This is a genomic window from Gammaproteobacteria bacterium (assembly GCA_029884425.1).
Lineage (GTDB): Bacteria > Pseudomonadota > Gammaproteobacteria > S012-40 > S012-40 > JAOUHV01.
The window spans coordinates 55,380-81,163 of sequence record JAOUHV010000010.1 but is presented as its reverse complement, the minus strand read 5'-3'; the positions used below and the strand labels follow the sequence as shown (position 1 = coordinate 81,163).

At 56.1% G+C, this 25,784-nt stretch carries 24 protein-coding genes; 9 read left to right on the top strand and 15 right to left on the bottom strand.

Annotated elements, in window-relative coordinates; genetic code table 11:
* Both OEW58_04780 and OEW58_04775 read left to right on the top strand, forming a co-directional pair.
* Positions 1 to 1,279: NAD-dependent succinate-semialdehyde dehydrogenase (locus OEW58_04780; protein MDH5300658.1), on the top strand; the 1,279-nt coding region annotated here is incomplete at its 5' end.
* Complete coding sequence (locus tag OEW58_04775; protein MDH5300657.1) at positions 1,267 to 1,836, top strand: molecular chaperone DnaJ; 570 nt, start codon at positions 1,267 to 1,269, stop codon at positions 1,834 to 1,836. The genes OEW58_04780 and OEW58_04775, both read left to right, overlap by 13 nt.
* Here OEW58_04775 and OEW58_04770 read toward each other — a convergent pair.
* The 7 genes from OEW58_04770 to OEW58_04740 form a co-directional block, all read right to left on the bottom strand.
* Complete coding sequence (locus tag OEW58_04770) at positions 1,833 to 3,011, bottom strand: FAD-dependent oxidoreductase (GenBank protein ID MDH5300656.1); 1,179 nt, start codon at positions 3,009 to 3,011, stop codon at positions 1,833 to 1,835. The two genes, OEW58_04775 and OEW58_04770, sit on opposite strands and share 4 nt — an antisense overlap.
* Position 3,012: 1 nt before the next feature.
* Complete coding sequence (locus OEW58_04765; GenBank protein ID MDH5300655.1) at positions 3,013 to 3,744, bottom strand: glycerophosphodiester phosphodiesterase family protein; 732 nt, start codon at positions 3,742 to 3,744, stop codon at positions 3,013 to 3,015.
* Between the two features lie 21 nt (positions 3,745 to 3,765).
* Complete coding sequence (locus OEW58_04760) at positions 3,766 to 4,575, bottom strand: response regulator (protein ID MDH5300654.1); 810 nt, start codon at positions 4,573 to 4,575, stop codon at positions 3,766 to 3,768.
* A gap of 24 nt (positions 4,576 to 4,599) precedes the next feature.
* Positions 4,600 to 6,573, bottom strand: coding sequence for a bifunctional aldolase/short-chain dehydrogenase (locus OEW58_04755; GenBank protein MDH5300653.1), 1,974 nt, complete (start codon positions 6,571 to 6,573; stop codon positions 4,600 to 4,602).
* 160 nt (positions 6,574 to 6,733) lie between these two features.
* Complete coding sequence (locus OEW58_04750) at positions 6,734 to 7,099, bottom strand: DUF3135 domain-containing protein (GenBank protein MDH5300652.1); 366 nt, start codon at positions 7,097 to 7,099, stop codon at positions 6,734 to 6,736.
* A gap of 263 nt (positions 7,100 to 7,362) precedes the next feature.
* On the bottom strand, positions 7,363 to 8,517 hold the full coding sequence (locus OEW58_04745) for an HD domain-containing protein (GenBank protein ID MDH5300651.1): 1,155 nt from the start codon (positions 8,515 to 8,517) through the stop codon (positions 7,363 to 7,365).
* A gap of 157 nt (positions 8,518 to 8,674) precedes the next feature.
* Entirely contained in the window at positions 8,675 to 9,163 is a 489-nt protein-coding gene (locus tag OEW58_04740; GenBank protein MDH5300650.1) for a TlpA family protein disulfide reductase, read from the bottom strand.
* Between the two features lie 84 nt (positions 9,164 to 9,247).
* On the opposite strand from OEW58_04740, the gene OEW58_04735 reads away from it, so the two are divergent.
* Entirely contained in the window at positions 9,248 to 10,753 is a 1,506-nt protein-coding gene (locus tag OEW58_04735; protein MDH5300649.1) for a fumarate hydratase, read from the top strand.
* Between the two features lie 11 nt (positions 10,754 to 10,764).
* On the top strand, positions 10,765 to 11,355 hold the full coding sequence (gene wrbA, locus OEW58_04730; protein MDH5300648.1) for an NAD(P)H:quinone oxidoreductase: 591 nt from the start codon (positions 10,765 to 10,767) through the stop codon (positions 11,353 to 11,355).
* Here the strand turns inward: wrbA and hda are convergent.
* The 4 genes from hda to OEW58_04710 are packed head-to-tail and all read right to left on the bottom strand — an operon-like array spanning position 11,352 to position 14,805.
* Entirely contained in the window at positions 11,352 to 12,080 is a 729-nt protein-coding gene (gene hda, locus OEW58_04725; protein MDH5300647.1) for a DnaA regulatory inactivator Hda, read from the bottom strand. The two genes, wrbA and hda, sit on opposite strands and share 4 nt — an antisense overlap.
* 15 nt (positions 12,081 to 12,095) lie before the next feature.
* Positions 12,096 to 13,154, bottom strand: coding sequence for an AI-2E family transporter (locus tag OEW58_04720; GenBank protein MDH5300646.1), 1,059 nt, complete (start codon positions 13,152 to 13,154; stop codon positions 12,096 to 12,098).
* Complete coding sequence (gene pgsA / locus OEW58_04715; GenBank protein MDH5300645.1) at positions 13,151 to 13,714, bottom strand: CDP-diacylglycerol--glycerol-3-phosphate 3-phosphatidyltransferase; 564 nt, start codon at positions 13,712 to 13,714, stop codon at positions 13,151 to 13,153. Before pgsA ends, OEW58_04720 begins: the two co-directional genes overlap by 4 nt.
* Positions 13,711 to 14,805, bottom strand: a complete 1,095-nt coding sequence (locus OEW58_04710) for a DUF2066 domain-containing protein (GenBank protein MDH5300644.1) — start codon at positions 14,803 to 14,805, stop codon at positions 13,711 to 13,713. Before OEW58_04710 ends, pgsA begins: the two co-directional genes overlap by 4 nt.
* A 154-nt stretch (positions 14,806 to 14,959) precedes the next feature.
* Between OEW58_04710 and purM the strand changes: the two genes are divergently transcribed.
* The gene (gene purM, locus OEW58_04705; GenBank protein ID MDH5300643.1) at positions 14,960 to 15,997 is read left to right on the top strand and encodes a phosphoribosylformylglycinamidine cyclo-ligase; all 1,038 of its coding nucleotides are present in this window, start codon (positions 14,960 to 14,962) and stop codon (positions 15,995 to 15,997) included.
* A gap of 37 nt (positions 15,998 to 16,034) precedes the next feature.
* Positions 16,035 to 16,682 carry a phosphoribosylglycinamide formyltransferase gene (purN, locus tag OEW58_04700; GenBank protein MDH5300642.1) on the top strand — a complete coding sequence of 216 codons (648 nt, stop codon included), beginning with the start codon at positions 16,035 to 16,037 and terminating at the stop codon, positions 16,680 to 16,682.
* Here purN and OEW58_04695 read toward each other — a convergent pair.
* Positions 16,679 to 16,981: a hypothetical protein gene (locus tag OEW58_04695; protein ID MDH5300641.1), complete on the bottom strand. Its 303-nt coding sequence runs from the start codon at positions 16,979 to 16,981 to the stop codon at positions 16,679 to 16,681. The genes purN and OEW58_04695 overlap by 4 nt on opposite strands.
* 4 nt (positions 16,982 to 16,985) lie before the next feature.
* Positions 16,986 to 19,010, bottom strand: coding sequence for a DNA helicase Rep (gene rep / locus OEW58_04690; protein MDH5300640.1), 2,025 nt, complete (start codon positions 19,008 to 19,010; stop codon positions 16,986 to 16,988).
* A gap of 262 nt (positions 19,011 to 19,272) precedes the next feature.
* Between rep and OEW58_04685 the strand changes: the two genes are divergently transcribed.
* Positions 19,273 to 21,519 carry an EAL domain-containing protein gene (locus OEW58_04685; protein MDH5300639.1) on the top strand — a complete coding sequence of 749 codons (2,247 nt, stop codon included), beginning with the start codon at positions 19,273 to 19,275 and terminating at the stop codon, positions 21,517 to 21,519.
* A 3-nt stretch (positions 21,520 to 21,522) separates the two neighbouring features.
* Here the strand turns inward: OEW58_04685 and OEW58_04680 are convergent, their stop codons facing one another.
* A complete protein-coding gene (locus OEW58_04680; GenBank protein MDH5300638.1) occupies positions 21,523 to 22,179 on the bottom strand; it encodes a CBS domain-containing protein in 657 nt (218 codons plus the stop codon).
* A gap of 66 nt (positions 22,180 to 22,245) precedes the next feature.
* A complete protein-coding gene (locus OEW58_04675) occupies positions 22,246 to 23,127 on the bottom strand; it encodes an SDR family oxidoreductase (GenBank protein ID MDH5300637.1) in 882 nt (293 codons plus the stop codon).
* Between the two features lie 68 nt (positions 23,128 to 23,195).
* Here OEW58_04675 and OEW58_04670 point away from each other — a divergent pair, with 68 nt between their 5' ends.
* Entirely contained in the window at positions 23,196 to 24,206 is a 1,011-nt protein-coding gene (locus OEW58_04670) for a CDP-6-deoxy-delta-3,4-glucoseen reductase (protein ID MDH5300636.1), read from the top strand.
* Between the two features lie 199 nt (positions 24,207 to 24,405).
* Positions 24,406 to 25,725 (top strand): FAD-dependent oxidoreductase, encoded by a 1,320-nt coding sequence (locus OEW58_04665; GenBank protein ID MDH5300635.1) that lies wholly within the window; start codon positions 24,406 to 24,408, stop codon positions 25,723 to 25,725.
* Positions 25,726 to 25,784 lie beyond the last annotated feature (59 nt).

The window sequence follows — 25,784 nt, the reverse complement described above, 5'->3', positions numbered from 1 at the left end:
TGAGGATGTAGCAAAAGTCCCTCCGGTTTGGGCTGGCAGCCATTTTGCCCTAAGGCGGCGATTAATGCATCAGGCCGCCAGGGTTTTTCGTCAAAAAAATGACGATTTAGCCAGACTCATGACGCGCGAAATGGGAAAACTGTATAAGGAAGCCCTGGCTGAGGTGGAAAAATGCGCTTTGGGCTGCGAATACTACGCAGATCACGCCGAAGCCTTCCTCGCCGACCAGCTCATCGAATCCGATGCCAGCCGCAGTCTGGTCTGCTACCAGCCGCTGGGCACCATTCTGGCGATCATGCCGTGGAATTTCCCGCTGTGGCAGGTTGTCCGTTTTGCCGCACCGGCACTGATGGCCGGTAACACCGCCCTGCTCAAACACGCATCCAACGTCCCCGGCTGCGCGCTGGCGCTGGAGCAGATCTTTGCCGAAGCGGGTTTCCCAACCAATGCGTTTCGCAGCCTGATCATCCCCTCCAGCATGGTCAAGGCGGTGATTGAACATCCCAAAGTCCACGCCGTCGCCCTCACCGGCAGCACGCCGGCAGGCAAACAGGTCGCCGCCACCGCCGCCGCCTGCATCAAAAAGTCAGTTCTGGAACTGGGCGGCTCGGACGCATTCATCGTGCTGGAAGACGCGGATCTGGACCTGACCGTGCAGCAGGGCGTGGCCAGCCGCTACATGAACGCCGGCCAAAGCTGCATTGCCGCCAAGCGCTTCATCGTGGTCGATGCCATTGCCGATGCCTTCCTGTCGCGCTTCAAAACCGCCGTCGAGACACTGCGCCCCGGCGACCCCATGGATTCGGCCACCACCCTGGCCCCCCTGGCGCGGGTGGATTTGCGCGACGAATTGCACGACCAGGTACAGGCCAGCCTGGCCGCCGGCGCCGTCGCGCTGACCGGCTGTCAGCCCGTGCCCGGACCGGGCGCGTTTTATCAGGCGTCCATTCTGGATCGCGTTGAAAAAGGCAATCCCGCCTACAGCGAGGAGTTGTTTGGCCCGGTCGCCATCGTCATCCGCGCCCGCGATGAACAACACGCCATCCAGATCGCCAACGACACCGAATTTGGCCTGGGCGGCAGCGTCTGGACCCGCGATGTCGCCCGTGGCGAGCGGCTGGCCCGGCAACTGGAATGTGGCTGCGCGTTCGTCAACGGTATGGTCAAAAGTGATCCGCGCCTGCCGTTTGGTGGCATCAAGACCTCCGGCTATGGCCGCGAGCTGGCGATGCAGGGCATCCACGAATTCGTCAACATCAAGACGGTATGGATACGCTAGCCGCGCAAGCGGCATTGCTGGATTTGTTGCTACAGCATCCGCAGGGGTTGAGCGAATACCAGTTGCTCAAGCAGTTGCCGGAGGATGTCGCTAATCCCCCTACTGATTTCACTGATTCGTTGTCGCTGTTCCAGAGTCATTTTCTCCTGTTTCACCTGTTGTACCGATTGCGTGAGCAATTGCTTGGCGAGCAGCGCGGCGATCTTCAGATCAGTGTATTCAACATCCAGTGGCGGCCCTACAGCCCGCATCCTGCCGGTTTACAGCATGATGATCCGCTGCGTGACTACTATCTGGATTTGCGCCACCTGCACAACACGGATGAAAGGGACGTAGACGAGATGCTTAACCAGTTCTGGCTGCGCTTTGCCGCCGCCAACGACAAAACACTCGCACTGCAGTTATTCAGTTTGAAAGAACCCGTAGAGTTTCAGCAGATCAAATTCCGCTATCGCCAACTGGTCAGCCTGCATCACCCCGATCGGGGCGGTGACAAGGAAAAATTGCAGCAAATCAATGATGCCATGACCACGCTCAAGCGGTATTACCAGCGCTAGTCGGCGGGCACCAGACGCAGCCGTCGGGTATCACCCCGTGCGGCACGTTTTGGCAGGGCAGGTTGCAGGCGACGCATCACCTGCTCGGCCGTGGCGCGATACGCCGTCAGCTTGCCACCGTAAATGGACGCCCAACGCGGCGACACATCCTGATCCACGCTGATGATGGTTTCGCGCGGACGCGAGAATGCCGCGCCCGATGCCGCCGGCAGCACCCGCAGGCCAGCAAATGATTCGGCAACATCGCGCACGCTTAAATCACGATATGCCGGAAAGTAATGCTGCAGTACCGTGAACAAATAAGACTTTTCTTCGGCCATAGGCATAACCGCCGCCGGATCGCCCTGATAAATGCGCTCGGTGGTTCCCACCAGGGTGCGCTGATACCAAGGCATGACAAACACCGCCCGACCATCTTGCGGAGCTTCGACGTAATAAATACCGGATTTGAGCGGAGCATCCAGAATGATGTGCGTCCCCTGCACCAGATCAACATCGCAGGCACGATGCAACAAACCGGCTTTTTCATCCACCCGACGCGCCCAGGGGCCGGCAGCATTAACCACCGCCCTGGCATGGATTTCCCGCGACTTGCCGGCGTAATCGACCTGCAGGTTCCAGCCGGTAGAATGCGGCTCGGCACTCATAAACTTGGCCGGAATCCACAGTTCTGCGCCCATGGTTTGCGCCGATTGCATCACCGCCTGGGTCAGCAGATTGTCGTCGGTCTGTGCATCCCAGTATTGAAGCACCGTCTGCAAACCGGCAGCATCCAATCCGTCCAGCGTATCCCACTGGGAACGCGGCACGGTGCGAAACAGTGCCGAACTGCGCAGCCCGGTCAACATGGCGTACAGACTCAATCCTGCACGCAGTTTCCAGGGACGGCGGCGGGTTTGTGGGTAAACCGGAATAAAAAATGGCCGCAACGTTACCAGGTCTGGCGCGTTGGTCAGCAGTAATTCGCGTTCGTACAGGCATTCCCGTACCAGGCGGATTTGTCCGCTTTCCAGATAGCGCAATCCACCGTGAATCAATTTGCTGGAACGGCTGGACGTGCCCGAAGCCAATGCGTGCTGCTCAATCACCAGTACGGAATGTCCGGCAGCAGCAGCGGCTTGCGCCGCGCCCACGCCGTGAATCCCACCGCCAATCACCACCACATCGTAATCCACGTTACGCTCCGTTAAATGCGTCGTCGACCAGCAGTTGCGCCAGTTCCATGCCTTCGATGTAAATCACGCCACGCGCCAGCCATTGCCGTGCCAGCGCCGGATCAATAATTTCGTACAAAAACCACTGCCACGGCCCGGACCACAGCGGCAGTTCAATTTTTTTGTAATTGCAAATCAGGATGTGCGGCTGCAGTGCCTCAGCCAGCTTGCGCTGCTCTGGCGTCCAGCGGCCAATCACCCAGCCGATGCGGCAAGGCGTCTGTTCACGAACGAGGTACAACACCTGATCATCGAACGAAATGATGCTGCACTGCGCCAACACCGGCTGCAGCACAGCCACCACCTGATCGAGCATGTACTGCCGGCCAAAGCGATTGAGACTTTCTTCTTTGAGTTCAACGAAGGCATGTACCTGCGGATGCGCCTGTAAAATCTCGGTCAGGCGCTGCAAGGGCGGCAATGGTTCAGCGGCGAAGGCATTTCCCAGGCGCTCGACTTCACCCACGGTTTGAATCTGCAATGCCGACCAGGGTGTATCCAGCACCGAGCAATTGACGCCACCGGTACGCTGCAACGTGTCGTCATGGACGATCACCGGCACGCCATCGGCACTCAGTTGCACGTCCAATTCAACAAAACGAACACCGGCGGCAATGGCCTTTTCCAGACTAAGACTGGTGTTTTCCGGGTAGCGGCTGCTATAGCCACGGTGAGCAACAATATGCGCGGTCATGCGTTGTCTTCGTAAAAAGGGTTAGGACTGGCCTGTCACCAGCACGCGACGCAACAATTCCACCAAAAAACGGGGTTCAAAGGGTTTGTCACAAATAGCGGAGACGCCCACCTGTTCCACCTGCGCCAAACGGGCCTCGTCCTGCATGCTGGTTACCATCAGTATCGGCACGTTGGTCTGACTACTTTGCTGCCGCACGTAACAAACAAACTCTTTGCCATCCATTTCGGGCATGTTGTAGTCGGTCAAAATTAAATCGAACACATGCTGCTGCATAACCGCCATGCCTTCACGGCCATTTTCCGCTTCGACGATCTGATCCACGCCAATATTTTGCAGAATGCGACGGATGTGTCGGCGCGAGGTGAGGCTGTCATCGACAATCAGGACGCGTACACCGTCCAGATCAACATCAAAGTCCAGCATCATGCTGCCAAGATCCAGCATGTCGACTGCGCTGACCAAGGCCGAACGCAGGTTTTCCATGGTAAAAGGTTTGGGCAGAATCCCCACCACACCGGCCTGGCGAATGGGTTCGAGCAAGCGCACACTGGTTTCGCTGGAAACCAGCATGAACGGCACGTCCGCCAATCGCGGCTGCCCACGCATTTTGGTCACCAGATCAGCGCCCGTCATGTCACTCAAATGCATTGCACTAACCACCAGATCCGGCGGCGTCCCCATCATGGTGGTCAGTGCCTCCTCGCCGCTGGTGACAGCGTCGACATTACGCACCCCGATCTCAATCAGATAGTTTCTGATTACCCGCTGTTGCGTCGTCGATGGTTCCACGAGCAACACCAGCAGATCGCTAACGGATATCGACTCCATACTCCTATCTCTCCGCTCCGGGGCTTAGATAACGCGGTCATTCCCCCCATCAATGGGAAGCTGTGCTGCGGTGGTCTTGGCAAACAGCGGACCGCACATCTCGGCAGCCAATTCGGCCACATCGCGGCTGCTGATGGTTGTTTTCAACACATTCTTGGTCTTGTATTCATCGACACTTAAACCATAGTGTTTAGCCCGTGCAGCTAAAATATCTTCACTCCAGATGCCGGTATCGAACACTGCATCGGGATGCAGCATGTTAAGGCGAATGCCATCGCCGCCCCATTCCAGCGCGGTTACCCGCATCAATTGTGTCAACGCCGCCTTGGAGGCAGAGTACGCTGCCGCACCGGGACCGGGGGCAGGTACGTTCTTCGAGCCAATCACAACAACACGACCACGGTTGGGTGACAACTTGAGCAGCGGATAGCATTCACGCAGGAAAGTGACATTGGCATCCAGATTCACTGCCATCACTTTGTGCCACAATGCCAGATCCATTTTGTCCACACGACAACCGCCAGGGAACAAACCGGCATTCAGCACCAGCATGTCGATACCGCCAAAGCGACGCACGCCCAATTCGATAGCGTTTTTCACCTGATCTTCGTCGGAAACATCGCACACCACGCCGTAATAGTCTGCACGCTTGAACAAATCAGCCACGCCTGCACTGACATCCAGCGCAATCACCGCCGCGCCACGCGCCAGCATGGCCTCTACCGCTGCCTTGCCTATGCCCGATGCTGCACCGGTCACCAGCGCCACTTCACCGGTAAACATGGGCGCTTTGCCGCCACCTTTGAGCTTGGCCTGTTCCAGATCCCAGTATTCCATGTCGAAAATATCCTGGTCCGATAACGCCCGGTAACCGCCGAGTTTTTCTGCGCGCAGGATAATGTCCACGGTGTGCGAATAAATGTCTTTGATGATGGCCGCATCCTTGGCACTTCTTGCTGCGGCCAACATGCCCAATTCCTTGTCGAGAATCACCCGCGGCGCTTTATCCAAAATGGTTTTCTTGTCACGGGCACGTGGCGCATGGGTATCAAAATATTGCTGGTAGCGTTGCGCATAACCGGCAATATCGCGACCCAGCAATGGTTTTTGTTTGGTCCGAATAACGTGATCAGGTGTCGCCGGACCTTGCTGGGAAATGCTGGCGACTTGCGGATGATGCGCAAACGCATCGCAATTGGCGCGACGAGCGACGGACAAAATCATCGGCGCACCGACAACCTTTGACAATTGCTGGCGCATGCTGGCCAACACTTCGCGTTGTGGCTCAACAGAAACCACCGGCGGCTCGTGCTGCAAATCCCAGGCATTTTGTTTTTGCAGATAGGCTTCCGCCATACCCACCAGTTCGATCATGCGTTCGTAGGATTCACGCGCGGTGTCTGCAAACGAAAAAATACCGTGATTGAGCAGCACCATTCCCTTGGTCTGCGGACCAGCCTCTTTGGCAAAACGTTTGGCACAATCACGCGCCAGATCAAAGCCGGGCATGATGTAGGGAATGATCACCACACTGTCACCGTAAATCTGGCGAATGCGCGCTTCGCCATCCTTGGTGTTGGTGATGGTCACGATCGCATCGGCGTGGGTGTGATCAACGAATTTGTACGGCAAGGTCGCGTGCAAAATGGCTTCAACCGAGGGAGTGGGTGCACCGGGGTTAGTCATGTTGGCCTTGAGCTGTGTCACCATGTCCGGGTCACTCAGGCTGGGCAATTCAGCCAGTCGAATCAGATGCTGCAGTTTGACCGGCGCAAAACCAGGACGATCGATGGTTTCCAGATCCCAGCCACTGCCTTTGACGTAGAGAATTTCTTCATCTTCACCAAAAATATTTTTCTCAGTGATTTTGACCGAGGTATTTCCACCACCATGAAGCACCAGCGTATGATCTCGCCCTAACAAACGGGAGGTATAAACCCGCAAGCCCAAATCATCGCCGTAACTGGCCGCTTCCGCATCATTCCACAAGCTTTTCATGCACAACTCCAAGACAAATAATTGCCAACATTGTGCGGTAAATTCAGCGAAATGAACAGTTTAAAAACAATGCGAGGAATCTGCGTTGCTCACTTTTCAAGCGACCAACAAAAAGGGAAGCACTTGGCTTCCCTCAAGTAACAACCGCACCAACAATCGGTTAGTTTTCGGTGCCGGTCGATGCGACAAACGGCAGCACTTTGGCCTTGGGCGGGGTCGGCACAATACGGGCAAATTCGGATTCAGGGTCTACCATCGCTACTAGATTGCACAACTCATCGTGCGTCTGGGACAGAGAACCCCACATCATGTCGTAAATACGAACGGTGGATTCCATCGGGTTTTTGCAGCGCTTGCGCTCCATGTCCACCCGCCACTGCACGCGCTGCAAACGCTGCTTGGCTCTCTCAGGTAACCCGTCGATAAATTTTTGCAGAAATTCTACACGCTGTTGTTCAAACGCCTCAGGGTCCTGCTTAGCCAACGCCATCCAGCGGTCAAAATCAAATTCAGTTGCTGTTTTCATGTCAATTGTCCTTTGCTGTACTCCAACTGCGGCCCACAAACCGGCCTAGAGTCCCATCACCTACTCGGACCACTCTAACAAAAAGCAGCAAAACCCGCAAAACAACAGGCAAGCACTTACTTTCGTAAAATTTACGACAAAATCAGACAATACACATTTAAAACAAGAGGGTAGAAAATTATTTAGATTAAAAACAGGAGGTGTTCGCAATAAAAAATATCAAAATTTACCGGCAGGATACGCTTGAAAATCTAGATTAAATCTTAATATCCCCACCAGCTCTGGTATTGGGGGTCACGCTTGACCACATTAGGCTGGATAATTTCTTTGACCGCAAATGGCGCGGTATTGGTGTTGCGCACCACTTTGGTTTTGACCCGATTGCCTTTGGGGTCAACAATGATTCGCACCACCGGCGCATCCACCCGATTGCCGCGGCGAATCACCACGCCTACTTCGCCATTGGCCAATTGCACCTGACAACCCGGTGGATACAAGCCGAGAATTTTCACCACGATTTCGATCGTGGAACCTTTGGCGCGGCGATCCTTACCCAGGAAAATGTCACGCGCTGCCACTGTGGGGAATTGCGGTTTGCGATAGGTTCGAGCAGAAGACACTTTGGCGCAATATACGTCCGCCAAATGCAACAGCGACGCGCCCAGAGGGACTTCCTCGCCCATCAAACCCTGCGGATATCCAGTGCCGTCCACGCTTTCATGATGTTTGAAAACATAATCCAGCCAACGATGATCATCCACCCCCATCTGCTTGAGAATTTGCACACTGGCCTCTGGATGACTGGCAATGGTTTTGCGTTGTTCATCGCTCAATGGTGTCGCCTGACTTTGGGCACGATCCTGAAAGTCCGCGACCGAAATATTCATCGTCAATGCTGCCGCCACCAAAGCACGGCGAGAATCGTCATCCCACTGCAGATAGGCTGCGGTCAATTCGCACAGCACCGCCACATGCACCGAGTGCTGGGCGGTGTAATATTCGTATTCGTCAATAATGATGGTTGCCAGCGCTGCATCCGGCGCCTCGCTGCAAACCGTATTAATGCGCGACACCAAGGTGCGAACGTGTTCGGCATTCCCCTCCAACGTGGGACTGGCATAAATCGCCACCAACTCATTACGAATTTCAATCAGCCGGTCAAATGGCGAACGCCACTGGTAAACTGCACCACCGTCATCCTTCGCCAAGCGGCCCTTGTTATCACCGTACAGCGATGCCAGCTCCTTGCCCAAGGTCAGCAGTTGCTCATGCTCATCCAGTTTAGCGACCTGTTCATCCGTGAGCACAATACCCTTCTGCGCCAGCAGCGTGCCGTCGGTTTTATACACCGGAACCAGCAGTGGCTGATGTGCCTTGATCAGGTTGCGCGTCAAATTCACCAGTTTTTTTGCGGACATGGTGAGACTTTTACTCCAACGGTTTTTGGGCAATAACGTCGTTTTTTATAACGGATTTCGCATTCGTTCTCTGAAGTGCAGCCTCAGCCAACACATTTCGGGAAGTCCGTCTGTTACTTCAACGGCAGCAAAACCAAATAATTAAGCCTGTCAGTGTTCAATCTGCGGCAGGCGCACCACTGCGCCGGGTCAGTTTCACCAGCATTGCCTCGGTCACCTTTCCCTGATGACGCGCAACCACTTCGCCGCTGGGCGCCACAATAAAGGTCGTTGGCAAGCCACGCACCTCGCCCAGCGGACTGGGTTCATCAGGTGACGCCAGCCACACAGGAAAGCCCAGCCGGTGCTGTTTGACGAACGCCTGCACTTTTTCCTGTGGTGTGTCCTCGTAATTTACCCCGATCACCATCACCCCACGGTGCCGGTATTTCGTATAAAACGCCTGTAACTCCGGCAGCTCGGTTCGGCAAGGCACGCACCATGTCGCCCAGTAGTTCACCACCACCCACTGGCCACGATAATCCTGCAAGCGATGCTCGCGGCCGTGCATATCGGCCAGCTCCAACGATACCGGCGCGGCCAGCGCGGTGCCGCCGCCAAACAGCCCCCCCATGACCAACCAGATCCCCAGTGTGCGTTTAACCATTTGAAATTTAACCCCTCTCACGCCCATAATTGGCCCACGCGCCACCCGCTAGTATATGCTCGCCGGCCAAAGGAATTCGCATTCATGACCCTGATTAAACAACAAGACCTGATCCAGAGCGTCGCTGACGCACTGCAGTTTATTTCGTACTACCATCCAACCGATTTTGTGCAAGCCCTGGGCCGCGCCTACGAACACGAGGAATCCCCGGCTGCCCGCGACGCCATCGGCCAGATACTGGTGAACTCGCGCATGTGCGCCGAAGGCCACCGCCCCATCTGCCAGGACACCGGCATCGTGGTCGCCTTCGTCGAGGTCGGCATGAACGTGCAATGGCAGGCCGACATGAGCCTGGAAGAAATGATCAACGAAGGCGTGCGTCGCGCCTACGCCCATCCCGACAACCCGCTGCGAGCCTCCATCGTCTCGGATCCCGCCGGTAAACGGCAGAACACCCGCGACAACACCCCGGCAGTCATTCACACCCGCCTGGTGCCCGGCAACAAAGTGGACATCGCGCTGGCCGCCAAGGGCGGTGGCTCGGAAAACAAATCACGCATGGCCATGCTCAATCCGTCTGACGACATCGTTGACTGGGTGGTCAAAACTGTTCCCACCCTGGGCGCGGGCTGGTGCCCGCCAGGCATTCTGGGCATAGGCATTGGCGGCACCGCCGAAAAAGCCGTACTGATGGCCAAGGAATCGCTGATGGAACCGGTGGACATGCACGAACTGCTGGCGCGCGGCCCCAAAACCGACCTGGAAAAACTGCGGGTGGAAATCTACAACCGCGTCAACGAACTGGGCATCGGTGCCCAGGGTCTGGGCGGACTCACCACGGTGGTGGATGTCAAAATTCACGACTATCCCACCCACGCGGCCTCCAAACCCGTCGCCCTGATTCCCAACTGCGCCGCCACCCGCCACGTGCATTTCACTCTGGATGGCAGCGGCGTTGCGCAACTGACACCACCCAAAATGGCTGACTGGCCAAGCGTTACCTGGGAAGTAAGTGCTCAAACGCGTCGAGTCAATCTGGATACCCTGACCGCAGAAGATGTGAAAAGCTGGCAGCCGGGCGACACGCTGTTACTGTCTGGCAAATTACTCACCGGCCGCGATGCCGCTCACAAACGTATGGTCGACATGCTGGCCAAGGGCGAAAAACTGCCGGTCGATCTGCGGGGCCGGTTCATCTACTACGTCGGCCCGGTGGACGCAGTGCGCGATGAGGTGATCGGCCCGGCCGGCCCCACCACCGCCACCCGCATGGACAAATTCACCGATACCATTTTGGAAAAAACCGGCCTGCTGGGCATGATCGGCAAGGGCGAACGCGGCCCGGTCGCGATCGAGTCCATCAAAAAACACCAGTCGGTCTATCTGATCGCCACTGGCGGTGCCGCCTACCTGGTAGCCAAGGCCATTCGTGCCGCCAAGGTGCTGGCCTTCGCCGAACTGGGCATGGAAGCGATTTACGAATTTGAAGTCGACGAAATGCCGGTCACCGTCGCGGTGGACACCGCCGGCAATTCGGTACACAACTCTGGCCCGGCCCAATGGCGGGAAATCATTCGCCAAAAAGGGTAATGCGCAATCCCATGATCAATATTCTCATCGTCTACTACAGCCGCCAGGGTTCAACCCAAAAACTGGCCAACCTGATTGCCCGTGGCGTGCAGGAAGTCAGCGGCTGCGAGGCCACCCTGCGCACCGTGCCGGCGGTATCCACCGTCTGCGAAGCCGTCGCCGACAGCGTTCCCAGCCGCGGTGATCCGTTTGCGTCCCTGGACGACCTCAAACACTGCGATGGCCTGGCACTGGGCAGCCCCACCCGTTTTGGCAACATGGCTGCGCCGCTGAAATATTTTCTCGATGGCACGTCGGAGCTTTGGCTGTCAGGCGAACTGGCCGGCAAACCTGCTGCGGTGTTCACCTCGTCGTCCAGCCTGCATGGCGGCCAGGAAAGCACCCTGTTGTCGATGATGATTCCGCTGCTGCACCACGGCATGCTGATCACCGGCATTCCGTACACCGAAAAAGGTCTGCACGACACCCGCAACGGCGGCAGCCCGTATGGTGCCAGCCATTTTGCAATCGAAGGGGACAACAGCATCAGCGAGGTGGAAAAACAGCTCTGTCTGGCGTTGGGACGCCGGCTGGCACAGACTGCGAAAAAATTGAAAGGCTAGAACAAATCGCCCTGATCGTCGCGCAAGTCGCTGGCTTCCAGCCATTCGCGCACAAAGGGCAGGGTCAGACGACGCTTGGCCGCCAGCGTGGCTTTGTCCAGTGCATCCAGCGTCGCAAACAGCGCATGCATGTCCCGCGGACAACGACGCAGCAAATACACGCCGACTTTTTCCGGCAAATCAAACCCGCGCAACTGCGCACGCAGCCGCAGCGCCGCGAGTTTTTGTTCGTCATTGAGCAGTTTGAGCTGAAACACCACGCCCCACGCCAGACGGGAACTCAAATCCGCCAGCTCCAGTTGCAGCTCGGCAATATTGCGGTCGGCGGCAAACACCAGCTGACAACCGGTCTCCAGGCAGCGATTGTAGAGATGGAACAGCGCTTCCTGCCAATCACGATCACCGCGCAAATGCTGTAGGTCATCCACGCACACCACCTGCATTTGCTCCAAGCCTTCGAGCATTTCCGGCGCAAGCTCGTGCTTCTGCGCCAGACTCAGGTACACCGAAGGCAAATCCTGACTGCCGGCCTGCTGACAGGTCCCCTGCAGCAAATGGGTTTTGCCCGTGCCGTTCGCGCCCCACACATAAATCGAACCATCACGTGACGACGGATCAATACAACCTTGCAGCCGCTGCAACACCTCGGCGTTGGGGCCGGCAACAAAATTTTGCAGTGACGCGTGGTCACGCAGCTGGATGGTCAGGGGAATTTGCAAACTCATGGGCAGGAAATAACGTTACGGAATATCGCGGCGTTGGTACAGATGACTGTCGAGATAGTGCTGACGGGCGTGGCGTAACAGCACCATCACCACCGCCGCCACCGGCAGCGCCAGCAGGATACCAAAAAAACCAAACAACTGCCCGCCCGCCATCACCGCAAAAATCACCGCGACCGGATGCAGGCCAATCCGATCGCCCACCAGCAGGGGCGTCAGCACAAAGCTCTCCAGCAGTTGCCCGGTGGCAAACACTGCCAGCACCGGCAACAACACCATGGCATCCTGGAACTGCAGCAGCGCCACCGTGCTCGCCACCCCCAGGCCAACCACCATCCCCAGGTACGGCACAAAGCTCACCAGCCCGGCCAGCATGCCGATCAACAACGAGAAGTCCAAGCCCACCAGCCACAGACCAAGGCTGTACACCATGCCCAGTCCCAGCATCACCTGAATCTGGCCTCGCAAAAACGCCGACAGCACTTCATCGGAGGCTCGCGCCAGGGAAACCGTGGCTTGCTCAATATGACGAGGCAACAAATGATGAATGCGCTCCAGTAAAATATCCCAGTCACGCAGCAGGTAAAACGTCAGTACAGGAATCAGCAACACATTGGCCACGGTCGTCAGCAACGCCACGCCCGAGTTGGCAACCGTCTGCCACACGCCCGACACTGCGCCGCCACCCTGCAGACGTTCGGCCAGCAACTGTTTCAGTTCGCCGAGTTGCAGGTCCGGCTTATCAACACCCAGCAATCCGCTCACCCACGGTAGGAACTCCGCCTGAATACGATCAATGTATTGCGGCAGGCGATCATAAAAACTCGCCAACTGCTGTTGCAGCAGGGGCACCAGCAGCATCAGCGCAGCGACAATAGCGCCCATGATCAGCACAAACACCAGCGCCACCGCAACACCGCGCGGCATGCGTTTTTCCAGTCGATCAACCCAGGGATCGCCGATATAGGCGAGTATCGCCGCCACCAGAAACGGCGTAAGCACCGGTGCCAGCAGATAGATTAACAGCAGCGCAATCGCTGCCACCGACAACCAAAACCAGCGCTGTGACAAGGTCAAGACGACGCCCCCATATGCCGGTCGTGATGCGCAGCGCGGCAACCCCACACCCAGACGTAATTGATACCGCTGAGCACCGTGGTCAGCGCTGCGACGTAGAACAGGCCCTGAATCAGCGTATCAGGCATACCCCACAATGGCGCAACCATCAGCACGCTGACCAGCAGCATCTGCACTGTCGTATTGATTTTGCTGATCAGGCTGGGCGCCATGGAATACTTGCCCACCAGCATGTGGTAGGCAATGCCGCCGACAATAATCACCACATCGCGCACCAGCACCAGCAGCACAAACCAGAAAGGCACCACCAACAACCAGCCCAGGGTGATGAAAATCGACACCATCAATAACTTGTCAGCCAGCGGGTCCAGAATCGACCCCAGCCGCGTCCGCCAACCATAACGCCGGGCCAGATAGCCATCCACGCCATCCGATATCGCCGCGAACAGGAAAAGCGACAACGCCAGCCAGGCCTGACCATAGACAATCTGCCAAACCACCACCGGCACCAGCAGGATGCGCAGCAAAGTAATCAGATTGGGGATGTGTTTGGCGTTCATGGCTGCAGCGAGTACACCAGCACTCGGTCAGAAAAGCGTTCTTTTTGGGTCGCTTTGAGCGTACTTCCCAGCGAAATCGCCTGCTCCAGACTGGCGATACCGCCGCGCACATTGACGCGAAAACTCAACTGATCCTCGATGACTGATTGCAGCTCCAAACCGTCTACCGCCGCCAGGGATTTCAGATAGCGTCCCACCCGGGCATAGTCCTGCAGGCTTTTCACGTCGGTGATCTCCAGCCAATAAGCCCCCGATTCGCCTTCGCCCACATGAGCGTAACGTTGCGCCAGATTGTCGGCCACACCATCAATGCCAATCGCCGCCACCTGGGTCAGATTGGTGATGTCCGCGACACTCCAGTGATACGGAACGCCCTGCTGATACAAACTCCAGCGCACCTTCCAGCCACCAAAACCATCATTACTGATCCGCCCCACCAGCACAGCTTCTGGCGCATAGCGTTTGGAAGCTTTCATGATCTGATCATCCGTCCCTTCCCAGGCCGTGGCATAATTCATGTTCAGCTGATCTTCCAGGTCCATCATCGGCATCACCAGCGGCACGCCGCGGCGTTCACTGTTGCTGCGCAGCGACTGTACCAGCTCATTGCTGGGGTCATTAGGGTCCATCATAAACCGGCGATCATCGCTCTGCACCGCCAGCCAAACCAGTACCGATGGCCTGACCTTGCCCCACACCGGCAATTTGTTTTTCCACAGGGCTTCATTCACCGGTTCTTCGTCAAATTTCGCCCGAAGCTGCAAATAGGGCTTGGGCGGGGCCACTTTGCTGCCATCGGCAGACGGTGGTGGCGCAGGTGGCGTCACCCGCTCGTAGCTGAACTGGCGCACCCATTGGGCGGCAGAGGCTCGCAACTTGGCCAGTTCGGGGCGCAGTACCACGCCGGCATCTCCGGTCACGCGCACCAATAATTCATCAAACGCCTGGCTAATCGCCAGCTGGCGTGTTTCATTGGTCTGGTCGGGAACCGTAGTGATCACTTCATACAGATTGGGCAGGGTAGTCGCCTGCAGCGCACCAGAAAACCCCAGTGACAGGAAGGTCAAGAGCAAGAAAACTCGTTTCATCATACCTATGTTCAATCCCAAGCTGATATAATGGGCGCCGCTGACTATCTCCGGGCACCCCCCAAACGGCACCCTCGGCTCACAGTCTAGCATGTTTTGGTTTTGTACCGTATTTTGTCCATTTTCCTGAGCAATCATTACATTAGAGACCGCCCCCATCGTGAAAACGCCTTCGCTGAATTACCGTGACGCTGGTGTCGATATCGACGCCGGTAACGCTCTGGTTGACCGTATCAAGCCCATCGCCAAAGCCACTCGCCGTCCAGGCGTGGTTTCCGGCCTGGGAGGATTCGGTGGCCTGTTCGAACTACCCGCCGGCTACAAAAAGCCCGTCCTGGTCTCCGGAACTGATGGCGTGGGCACCAAATTAATGCTGGCGCAAAAATTAAACAAGCATGACACCATCGGCATCGACCTGGTGGCCATGTGCGTGAACGACATTGTCGTCACGGGCGCCGAACCACTGTACTTCCTCGACTACTACGCCACGGGCAAGCTCGACGTTGACGCGGCTTCCCAGGTCATCAGCGGCATTGGCGAAGGCTGCCTGCAGTCTGGCTGCGCCCTGATCGGCGGCGAAACCGCAGAAATGCCCGGTATGTACAGCCCTGGCGACTACGACTTGGCCGGTTTTGCGGTCGGCATTGTCGAGAAAGACGACATCATCGACGGCAGCCAGGTCAAACCCGGCCAGGCACTGATCGGCCTGTCTTCCTCCGGTCTGCACTCCAACGGTTACTCTCTGGCCCGCAAGGTCGTTGACCATGCCGGCGCCAAGTTGACCGATGCGTTTGGCGACACCACCCTGGGTGACGCCCTGCTGGCACCGACCCGCATTTACGTCAAACCGCTGCTCAAGCTGATGAAGGCCGGCAAGATCCGCGCCGCCGCCCACATCACTGGCGGTGGCCTGCTGGAAAACCTGCCTCGCGTCATGGCCGAGCATACCCATGCCGCCATCGATGGCAAGAGCTGGACACGTCCAGCGATTTTTGACTGGCTGCAGGAGAAGGGCAACATCCAGGACCAGGAAATGTACCGCACCTTCAACGCCGGTATCGGCATGGTGCTGTGCGTAGAGCAGGCCGATGTCGCGGCAGTACTGGCCTCGCTCAAGGCCGACGGCGAACAGGCGCAGGTCATTGGTCAGTTGGAAGCCTGCGACCAGGCCGAACCCTACGTCAGCGTCAGATAATCACATGACGCGCAACACCCAGGGCATGACTTCTGTCATGCCCGTTGTCGTTTTGATCTCCGGCAGCGGCAGCAATCTGCAGGCCCTGATCGACGGTCAAAACGACGGCTCTCTGCCCATCGCCATCCGCGCCGTGTTCAGCAATCGCGCCGATGCCTTTGGCCTGGAGCGCGCCCGTCAGGCAGGCATTGCCACCGAAGTCATTTCTCACAAAGATTTTCCCAGCCGCGAAGACTATGACGCGGCGATGATGCAGGCGATTGATCGCCACGCACCGCAACTGGTGGTACTGGCCGGTTTCATGCGCATCCTCACCGACGATTTTGTGCGCCGCTACAGCGGCCGCATGCTCAACATCCATCCATCATTGCTGCCCAAGTTTCGCGGCCTCAACACTCATCAGCGCGCAATCGATGCAGGCGAAACACAGCATGGCGTCAGTGTGCATTTTGTCAGTGAAGAATTGGATGCGGGCGCGGCAATACTGCAAGCCGCAGTCGATATAACCAGCGACGACAACGCACAAACGCTGGCTGCCAAAGTGCAGCAGCAAGAACACGTCATTTATCCACGCGTGGTGAAATGGTTTGCGCAAGGCCGTTTAAAAATGGCTTCGCCAGGATTTGAACTGGATGGCCGCAACTATCTGCAGCCGTTTTTGCTGGGACAGGACTGCCCAACCTAATTCCTGTTTTTCTGGTTTTCCCCGGAACCGCACTTCACTCTTTCCTCGCCTATCTGATACACGTTGTTTATGGCAACGTATGTCCCCGAAACAACCGCGCTGATTGGCAACAAAATTGGCGTGGACGTGAGTCCCTCAATCGAATAATACGTATTCGTTTCCTTGGCCACATCGATAATTTTCAGCGTTTTCCGGTCCGACGAAATTTCGCACTTCGCCTCGTAACTATAGTCGGTCACCGGAATGGCAACGCAGGCAACCGTCGATAAACCCAACAACATCCCTATCAGCTTTTTCATTTCTCTATTCCCTTTTCAACATCCCACGTAAATTCGCCAAATGTGCCTGACCGCGCTGCTGGCGCTCTTCCGGGTCCACCTGCTCGGCCTTGCCGCCTTCCCAGATCAAATCATCTTCCGGCAGCTCGTTGAGAAAACGACTGGGCTCACAACTGGCGGTCTCGCCATAGCGCCGGCGAATCGAGGCAAAACTAAACGTCAAATTACGTTGCGCGCGGGTAATGCCCACGTAGGCCAGGCGACGTTCTTCTTCGATATTGTCTTCTTCCAGACTGGTGCGGTGCGGCAGAATTTCTTCTTCCATGCCAATGATGAACACGTAGGGAAATTCCAAACCCTTGGACGCATGCAGCGTCATCAGCGACACCGCGTCACCGGACTCTTCGTCCTCCTGGCGATCAAGAATATTCATCAGCGTCAGGTACGATACCACCTCGGCCAGGGTTTTGTCTTTGCCGCCATCTTCGGCCTCCTGCACGCGCTGTATCCATGCAAGCAATTCGTACACATTGGCCATGCGTTTTTCGGCAGCGGTTTCGTCCTTGCTCTGATCATTGAGCCAGACTTCGTAATCCATTTCGCGCACCATGTCGCGCAGCGCTTCCATGAAGTCACCGCGCTCGGCACGATCACGAATGCGCGAAATCCATTCGACAAACCGCTGCAAATTTACCACTGCTCGCTCAGGCAGCACGGTGGCCAAGCCCATCTCCCAACAGGCGTCGTACAACGAGACGTTGCGCTGCTGCGCATAGGCGCCCAGTTTTTCCATGGTGGAAGCACCGATTTCGCGACGCGGCACATTGATGATGCGCAAAAACGCGGAGTCATCATCTGGGTTGGCGAGCAAACGAAGATAGGACATGATGTCCTTAACTTCACTCTTCTCAAAAAACGAACTGCCGCCAGTTAAAAAATACGGAATACGATGCTCGCGCAGAGATTTTTCCAGCAGCCGGCTCTGGTGATTGCTGCGGTACAGCACCGCATAGTCGCGATAGTCGGTGCGATGTTTGAAACGATGCGCCAGAATTTCACTGACCACTCGCTGCGCTTCGTGCTCGTCATCCTTGCAGCGAATAACGCGCAACGGATCACCGAAGCCTTTGTCGCTCCACAAGGTTTTCTCAAACACGTGGGGATTATTGGCGATCAAGGTGTTTGCCGCTTTGAGGATGCGCCCCATGGAACGGTAATTCTGTTCCAGCTTGACCACTTTCAGATTCGGAAAATCATTTTTTAGTGTCGCCATGTTTTCCGGCCGCGCACCACGCCAGGCGTAAATGGACTGATCGTCATCACCCACCACCGTCAACGCGCCGCGACTGCCTACCAGCAACCTCACCAGCTCGTACTGACAGCCGTTGGTGTCCTGGCACTCGTCCACCAGCAAATAGCGAATCCGGTTGCGCCACTCCTGCAGCACCTCGGGAAAATCGCGGAATAGCTCCACCGGGCGATAAATCAGGTCATCAAAATCCAACGCATTGTACGCCTGCAAATGACGGGCATAGGCTTCGTAGACCACCGCTGCGACACGATCAGTTTCATCTTCAACCCGCGACATCGCCGCAGAGGGAGAAACCAGGTCATTTTTCCAGCCGGAAATTTTCCACTGCACCAACTGCACAATGTCCTGATCACCGCCAATGTCACGATTCATGATTTCGCGAATCAGGCCATGCGAATCCGAGGCATCAAAAATGGAAAAGCCGGCCTTCAGCCGCAGATGCTTATACTCGCGGCGAATAATATTCAGGCCCAGGGTGTGAAAGGTGGATACTTTTAAGCCATGCCCCTGCTTGCCCTCCAGCAGTGCCGAGGCACGCTCTTTCATCTCGCGAGCGGCTTTGTTGGTAAAGGTCACGGCAGCGATATTGCGCGCCTGCATGCCACATTGCTGGATCAGATAGGCGATTTTCTGGGTGATAACGCGGGTTTTGCCCGAGCCAGCACCGGCCAGCACCAACAATGGACCGTCAATATATTTGACCGCTTCTAACTGACGGGGATTGAGCTGGGCGGACACCGGACATCTACTCTGGAATTTCGTGGGGCGCCTATTTTAATCAATGGTGCCGGGGGGCGCACGCCATTTTTATCCCGGCATTTTCTTCCGGTTTCCATATGTCAATAGATTGAAAACATTACGGAAACTTACTCTGGTTCTTGATTTCATCAATTAGATTGAGTAAATACTAACTGTTAGACATTGTATGCCGTGCGCCAGACGCCACGGACCACTGCCACGGATGGCCCGCGAAAGCTGTGCTACAACAATGAATAAAATTATGAGCACCCAACACAGCGTGGGTTCCGGATTCTTGCTGATTGTCATCCTGATGGCACTCGTCAGCTTTACGGGACAACGCTACGTCCATAACACTCGCGACGCCAATTTCACCATTGCCAGCATTCACGACCAACAAACCCAAGCTGCGCATTCGCTGCTGCAACTACTGCGCTACAACAACCTGGCGATTTATCAAATCCAGACCAACAGCAACGCACTGGCGCTGGAAAACTACCAACGACTCAGCGTTCCACTGCAACAAATCAAACACACCATCGACGAACTGGCCAAACACCCTCAGGGTGCGTCACTGACGCCTGCCAGCCAACTACTCACCAAGGTAGTGCAACTGCATGCGAACCATACCCAAGACCTGCAAACAGAAATGGAAACCGGGCAACAGCTCGCCGAAAACCTGGAATCGCTCATCAAACACCTTGATCGCACCACACAGGAACGACTCCTGAGCGCAAAAAATGAGCATCAGCAAATCGCACGCTTCATCGGCCTGTTTGATATCGCCACCATTGCGTTGGCCATTATCGTCGCCGCACTGGTCATGCGCCGCACCAGCCGCATGGAAACTGATCTGCGGCGAGAAAAACACCAGGCGCAGACCACCCTGAAAGCCCTGGGCGAAGCGGTCATTTCCGTAGACAACGAAAAACGCATCACTTTCCTCAATCCTGTCGCCGAATCGCTGTGCGGCTGGACAAATGATGAAGCCCAAGGCCAGCCATTTAGCGGTGTCATTTGTGTCTCTGATGAGCGCACTGACCGGCCACTGGATTTGCTGACCAGCGAATACAACACCACAGTAGATCTTCCCGGCGAGTTGCAACTGAAAAATCGCCACCATGAAATTTATGCCGTCGAAGGTAGCATTTCGCCACTGCGTTGCGAGCAAAATATCTGCAGCGGCCATGTGATTGTATTCCGCGATGTCACTCATTCACGGATGATCAGCAGCCAGCTTCACTGGCACGCACAACATGACGTGCTCACCAGCCTGCTCAATCGTCGCGAATTTGAGCGTCGCCTTGGTCAGGCCATTGAACTGGCTCGCTTGCGCAACGAGCAACACGCGTTGCTGTACATTGACCTGGATCAGTTCAAAATCGTCAACGACACCTGTGGCCATGACGCTGGCGATAAATTACTGCAGGACCTGTCAGAGCTGCTGCAGCATGACATTCGTTACAACGACACCTTGGCGCGACTGGGTGGCGATGAATTTGGTTTGCTGTTGGAAAACTGCGAAGCCGAACAGGCGCTCAGCATAGCCAACCAGTTGCTGCTGCGCGTACAAAATTTCCGCTTTTCCTGGCAGGACAACATTTTCAAAGTCGGCGCCAGCATCGGCATCGTGCTGATCGATCAATTCTCCGAGGGCGCTATCGATGCGTTGCGTCAGGCCGATGCCGCTTGTTATGTCGCCAAAGATCAAGGCCGCAATCGCGCCTGGATTCATAGTCTGGATGACAATGAAATCAATCAGCATCACGGCGACATGCTGCAAACCTCCAATATCACCCGCGCGCTGGAAGAAGACCGCTTTTTGATTCACCGCCAACTGATTCGCCCCACCCGCAACACCGTTGGCGGTCAGCATTTTGAGTTATTGCTGCGAATGATAGACACCAATGGCCAGCTCATTTCGCCATTGGCATTTATTCCTGCTGCCGAGCGCTTTGGCCTGATGACCAACATTGACCGCTGGGTCATACGTCATGCACTGCACACGTTGGCCTCTGGACAACACGATGACCTCAATGCCGAATTGTGGACCATCAACATTTCCGCCCAATCGTTCACTGACGACAGTTTTCTCGGCTATGTGCTGAACGAATTTCAGCACAGTGGCATTAATCCACACAAAATCTGTTTTGAAATTACCGAAACTGCGGCGATTGCCAACTGGCTCAACGCGACCCAATTTATTCGCGAATTAAAATCACTCGGCTGCCGGTTTGCGCTGGATGATTTTGGCAGCGGCATGTCATCGTTCAGTTACCTGAAACGCCTGAACATTGATTACCTGAAGATTGATGGTTCCTTCGTGCGCAATATCACGCAGAGCAAAGTTGATCTGGCAATGGTGGAAGCCTTTCACCAGATCGGCCATGTGCTGGGCATCCAGACCATTGCCGAGTTTGTTGAAAACGACGACATTCTGTACGCCCTGGAAGAGATCGGAATTGATTTTGTGCAAGGCCACGGCATTGCCGAGCCGGTAGAGATGTAACAACTAGATCCACAACTCCAGCGGCGCGTTGTTCACCAGCGTCCGCAAGATGTCGCTGCGGGTAATGATACCCACCAGACTGCCGGAAAAATCGACGATGGGCATAGCGCCGATGCGTCGTTCGAACATCAGGCGCGCAATCTGGCGAATTTCCGTGTCCGGCGTCGCCGTTACCACGCGCGCGCTCATCAGCGGTCGAATGATCAGCCGCGACTGCTCGGAATCATCCGCATACGGCGGCACATTTCCGCTGGTCGCCGCGTAACGCAGCAACGCCCTGTCCGACATGATGCCAACCACCTTACCCAGCCCATCAACCACCGGCACATAGCGGAAGCGGCTTTCGCGAAACAGTCGCCACGCCTGCACAATCGTGGCTTGCTCGTGCAGGGTCACCACCGGCGAACTCATCAACTGATGAGCACGGATCGCCAGTTCGCGCTCCTGGCGAATGTTGCGCGTGGACTCATAGGCCTTACCCGCATGCGATTGCACCAGCCGCTGACGCGGCGTCGGCTGCTGTTGCGACTGCTGCTGCGTCTGATCATCCACACCGCGAGCAGCACGGATAGCGGCAGTTTCTTCCAGTTGCGGTTCGCGAAACAGGTTATCGAGTTTCACCTCGTCGCGAATGCCTGGGCCATAGATCGTAAATGCCATCTGGTTTCCCTAAGGTTCCCCTTGTCGACGTTATCGGCGGCATACGCCGTCGACTGTAGCCATCGGCTAATAATCCCCTTCAGCCAACCGACAGGCATGCAGACCCGATTTCAGATCCGGATACATCAGCGTAAATCCGGGCAGAGCCAGCAGGCGCTGATTGTCGATTCGCTTGGACTCGCGCAGATACGACAGCATCTCCGCCGACATTTGCTGCTGTGCCTGCGCCCAGTCCACCTCCGCCGGAGCCGCCAAACCATACTCACGCGCCACCTGACGAAAATAGTCGCCCATGCTTGATGGATGTCCATCGGTGGCATTGATGACTTGCCGATTATCACCGCCATACATTGCCGCCACGCACGCCGCCGCCAGATCATCGGCGTGAATGCGGTTGCTGTAGCCGCTGTCCGCCTCGGCCAGAATCGTCATTCCCTGCCGTAACCGCTCCAGCGGCAAACGCCACGGGCCATAAATACCCGCCACGCGTAAAATCAGCCACTCCACCCCCAGCGGATCGGCCCATTGCTGCAATTGTTGCTCGGCATCCACCCGCCGCCGCGCACGGTCGGTTTGGGGATTCAGCGGCTGCCGCTCGTCAATCCATTCCCCCTCGCAATCGCCATACACACCGGTGGTGCTGATCAGCACAATCTTCAGTGGCAATCCGGTCAGCGGAATCCCGCGCAACCACGCGGCCATGCGTGGATCGCTATCACCGGTGGTCGGAGGTGGTGCCAGATAGTACACCGCCTTGCCAGTGTAATCCGCCGCCCCCACCTCTGCCGCATCCAAATCCATCTGCCGCGCCACCACATGAGTGTAGTCCGCCGCCTTTTCTGGCCGACGACACAAGCCCAGCGCCGCCTGTCCGGTCTGCAGTTTTATCCGATAAGCGATGCGCAAACCGATATCGCCCAAGCCCACAATAACTGATTTGATCTCCACGTCTTTTCCTGTCTGCCTAAATTAGCGAGAATACCCGACTACCCGTATCCTAAACGCAAAGAAGAACGATGAGCTATAAAATTGAAATTCAACCCAGCGGCCACCACTTCGATGCAGAAGACGGCGAAACCCTGCTCGAGGCAGGCTTGCGACACGGCTTCAACCTGCCCTACAGTTGCCGGGGCGGCGCCTGCGGTGCCTGCAAGGGCAAAATCGTTTCCGGCGAAGTCAGCTACGAGGACGACCCCATTGCCCTGAGCGCCACCGAACGCACCGCCGGCATGGCGCTGTTCTGTCAGGCCATTCCCAGCAGCGACATCGTGCTTGAAGTCAAAGAAATCGGCGCCACCAAGGATCAGGAAATCAAAATTCTGCCAACCCGCGTGGCCGTACTGCAAAAACTCGCTGACGATGTCATGCAGATGAAACTGAAATTGCCCATGACCGAGCGCCTGGAATTTCTCGCCGGCCAGTACATCGATATTTTGCTCAAGGATGGTCGCCGTCGCAGCTTCTCCCTGGCCAATGCGCCGCACGACGACGCACTGCTGGAACTGCACATTCGCCAGATTCCCGATGGTTATTTCACCAATATGGTATTCAACGAAATGCAGGAAAAAGCCATCCTGCGTATCGAAGGCCCGCTGGGCAGTTTCTTTGTTCGCGACGAGTCCACCAATCCCATCATTTTCATGGCCGGCGGCACAGGCTTTGCGCCGATCAAGAGCATTATCGAGCATTTAATCGCCCAGGGCTGCCAGCGTTCCATGCATTTATACTGGGGTGTTCGCGAAGAAAAAGACCTGTACATGGACGCGCTGGCCAAGGAATGGGCCGCCAACTACGCCAATATCCGCTACAAGCCGGTGCTGTCCAACATCGCTGCAGACCATCCCTGGCAGGGTCGTCGTGGCTTGGTGCATCAAGCCATCGCCAATGACTTCCACAGCATGCGCAATTACGAAGTGTATGCCTGCGGACCACCCGCGATGATAGACGCCGGACGCCAGGCGTTTGCCGAAAAAGGTCTGGAAAGCGATAACTTCTACGCCGACGCCTTCACGTACGCGGCCAATTAGGCCGCGTCATCATGGCCCCGCAGGCTATTCGCTTGCGGGGTCATCCAGCCAAATATTTATTCGTTCCCACGGAACCGGTATACTGCGGCGCAACTGCGCATTCTGCCGACACGAATCAGCCAACTGATTTCGATCAACTTTTGTCCATTCCTGTCGATAATGTGGTACCAACAAGACTGACTATCCGAGTTTTGCATCCATGACCGAGAGTTCACCAAAAGACGTAGTGATTATCGGTGGCGGAGTTTCCGGCACCGCGCTGCTACACACCCTCGCCAGATACACTGATCTGAAAAACATCACCCTGACTGAGAAATATGCCAGCCTGGCCTCGCTCAATTCTCATGGCCGCAACAACAGTCAGACCCTGCATTGTGGCGACATCGAAACCAATTACTCGCTGGAAAAAGCCATTCAGGTAAAGTCTGCCGCCGCCATGCTGGAGCGCTATGCCAGCGCCCACAGTGCACGCGACCGCCTGATGCGCCGCTATCCAAAAATGGTACTGGGTGTAGGCCGTGACGAATGCGACTCGCTGCGCGCACGTTTTGAAAAATTCAGCCCGCACTTTCCGACCATGGAATTGTTCGAATCAAGCGACATCGCCAAGATCGAACCCAAGGTCGTCGGAGGCCGCAAAGAAGAAATTGTCGGTGTCGGTGCTCGCAACGACTACAGCGCAGTCAACTTCCAGCAATTGTCCGAAGCGATGGCCAGCGATGCCAAGCAAGCCAGCGGCAAAAACATCGAAGTACGACTCAACACCAAAGTGCTGCGCATTGAGCCTCGCGATAACGGCTACGACGTCATCACCAACGAAGGCACCATCAACACCCGCTTTGTGGTGGTTTCTGCCGGCGGTCACAGTTTGCTGTTCGCCCAGCGCATGGGCTTTGGTCTGGAGTTCGCGTGTTTGCCGGTTGCGGGCAGTTTTTACTACACGCCTTCAGTGCTCAACGGCAAAGTCTACACCGTACAAAATGACAAACTGCCTTTCGCAGCGATCCATGGTGATCCCGACGTACTGGTCGATGGCAAAACCCGCTTTGGACCCACAGCATTGATGCTGCCCATGCTGGAGCGCTACAACTTCGGCACCATGCATGAGTTTTTCCAGGTGTTCGGCCTGGATGCGCGCGCCATGGCGGTACTGTTCGACCTGTTCAAGGTCAAAGACATTCGCCAGTATCTGCTGAAAAATTTCCTGTTCGAAATTCCGCTGATCCGCCGCCGACTGTTCCTCAAGGACGCGCGCAAAGTGGTACCAACGCTGCAATTGTCAGATCTGGAATTCGCCAAAAATGTCGGCGGCATTCGCCCGGTAATGATCGACAAGATCAACCGCAAACTGCATTTGGGCGAAGCGAAAATCAATCCTGGCAACGGCATTATTTTCAACATGACGCCCTCCCCCGGCGCCACCAGCTGCCTGTTTAACGCCGAACGCGACATGCGCATCATCAGCGAACACCTGGGCTGCAACATTAACGAGTCGTTACTGAAGCAAGAACTGAAGTAATCTCGGCAAAAGTATCAGCCAACAAAAAAGGCGATGAGGATTCATCGCCTTTTTCATTT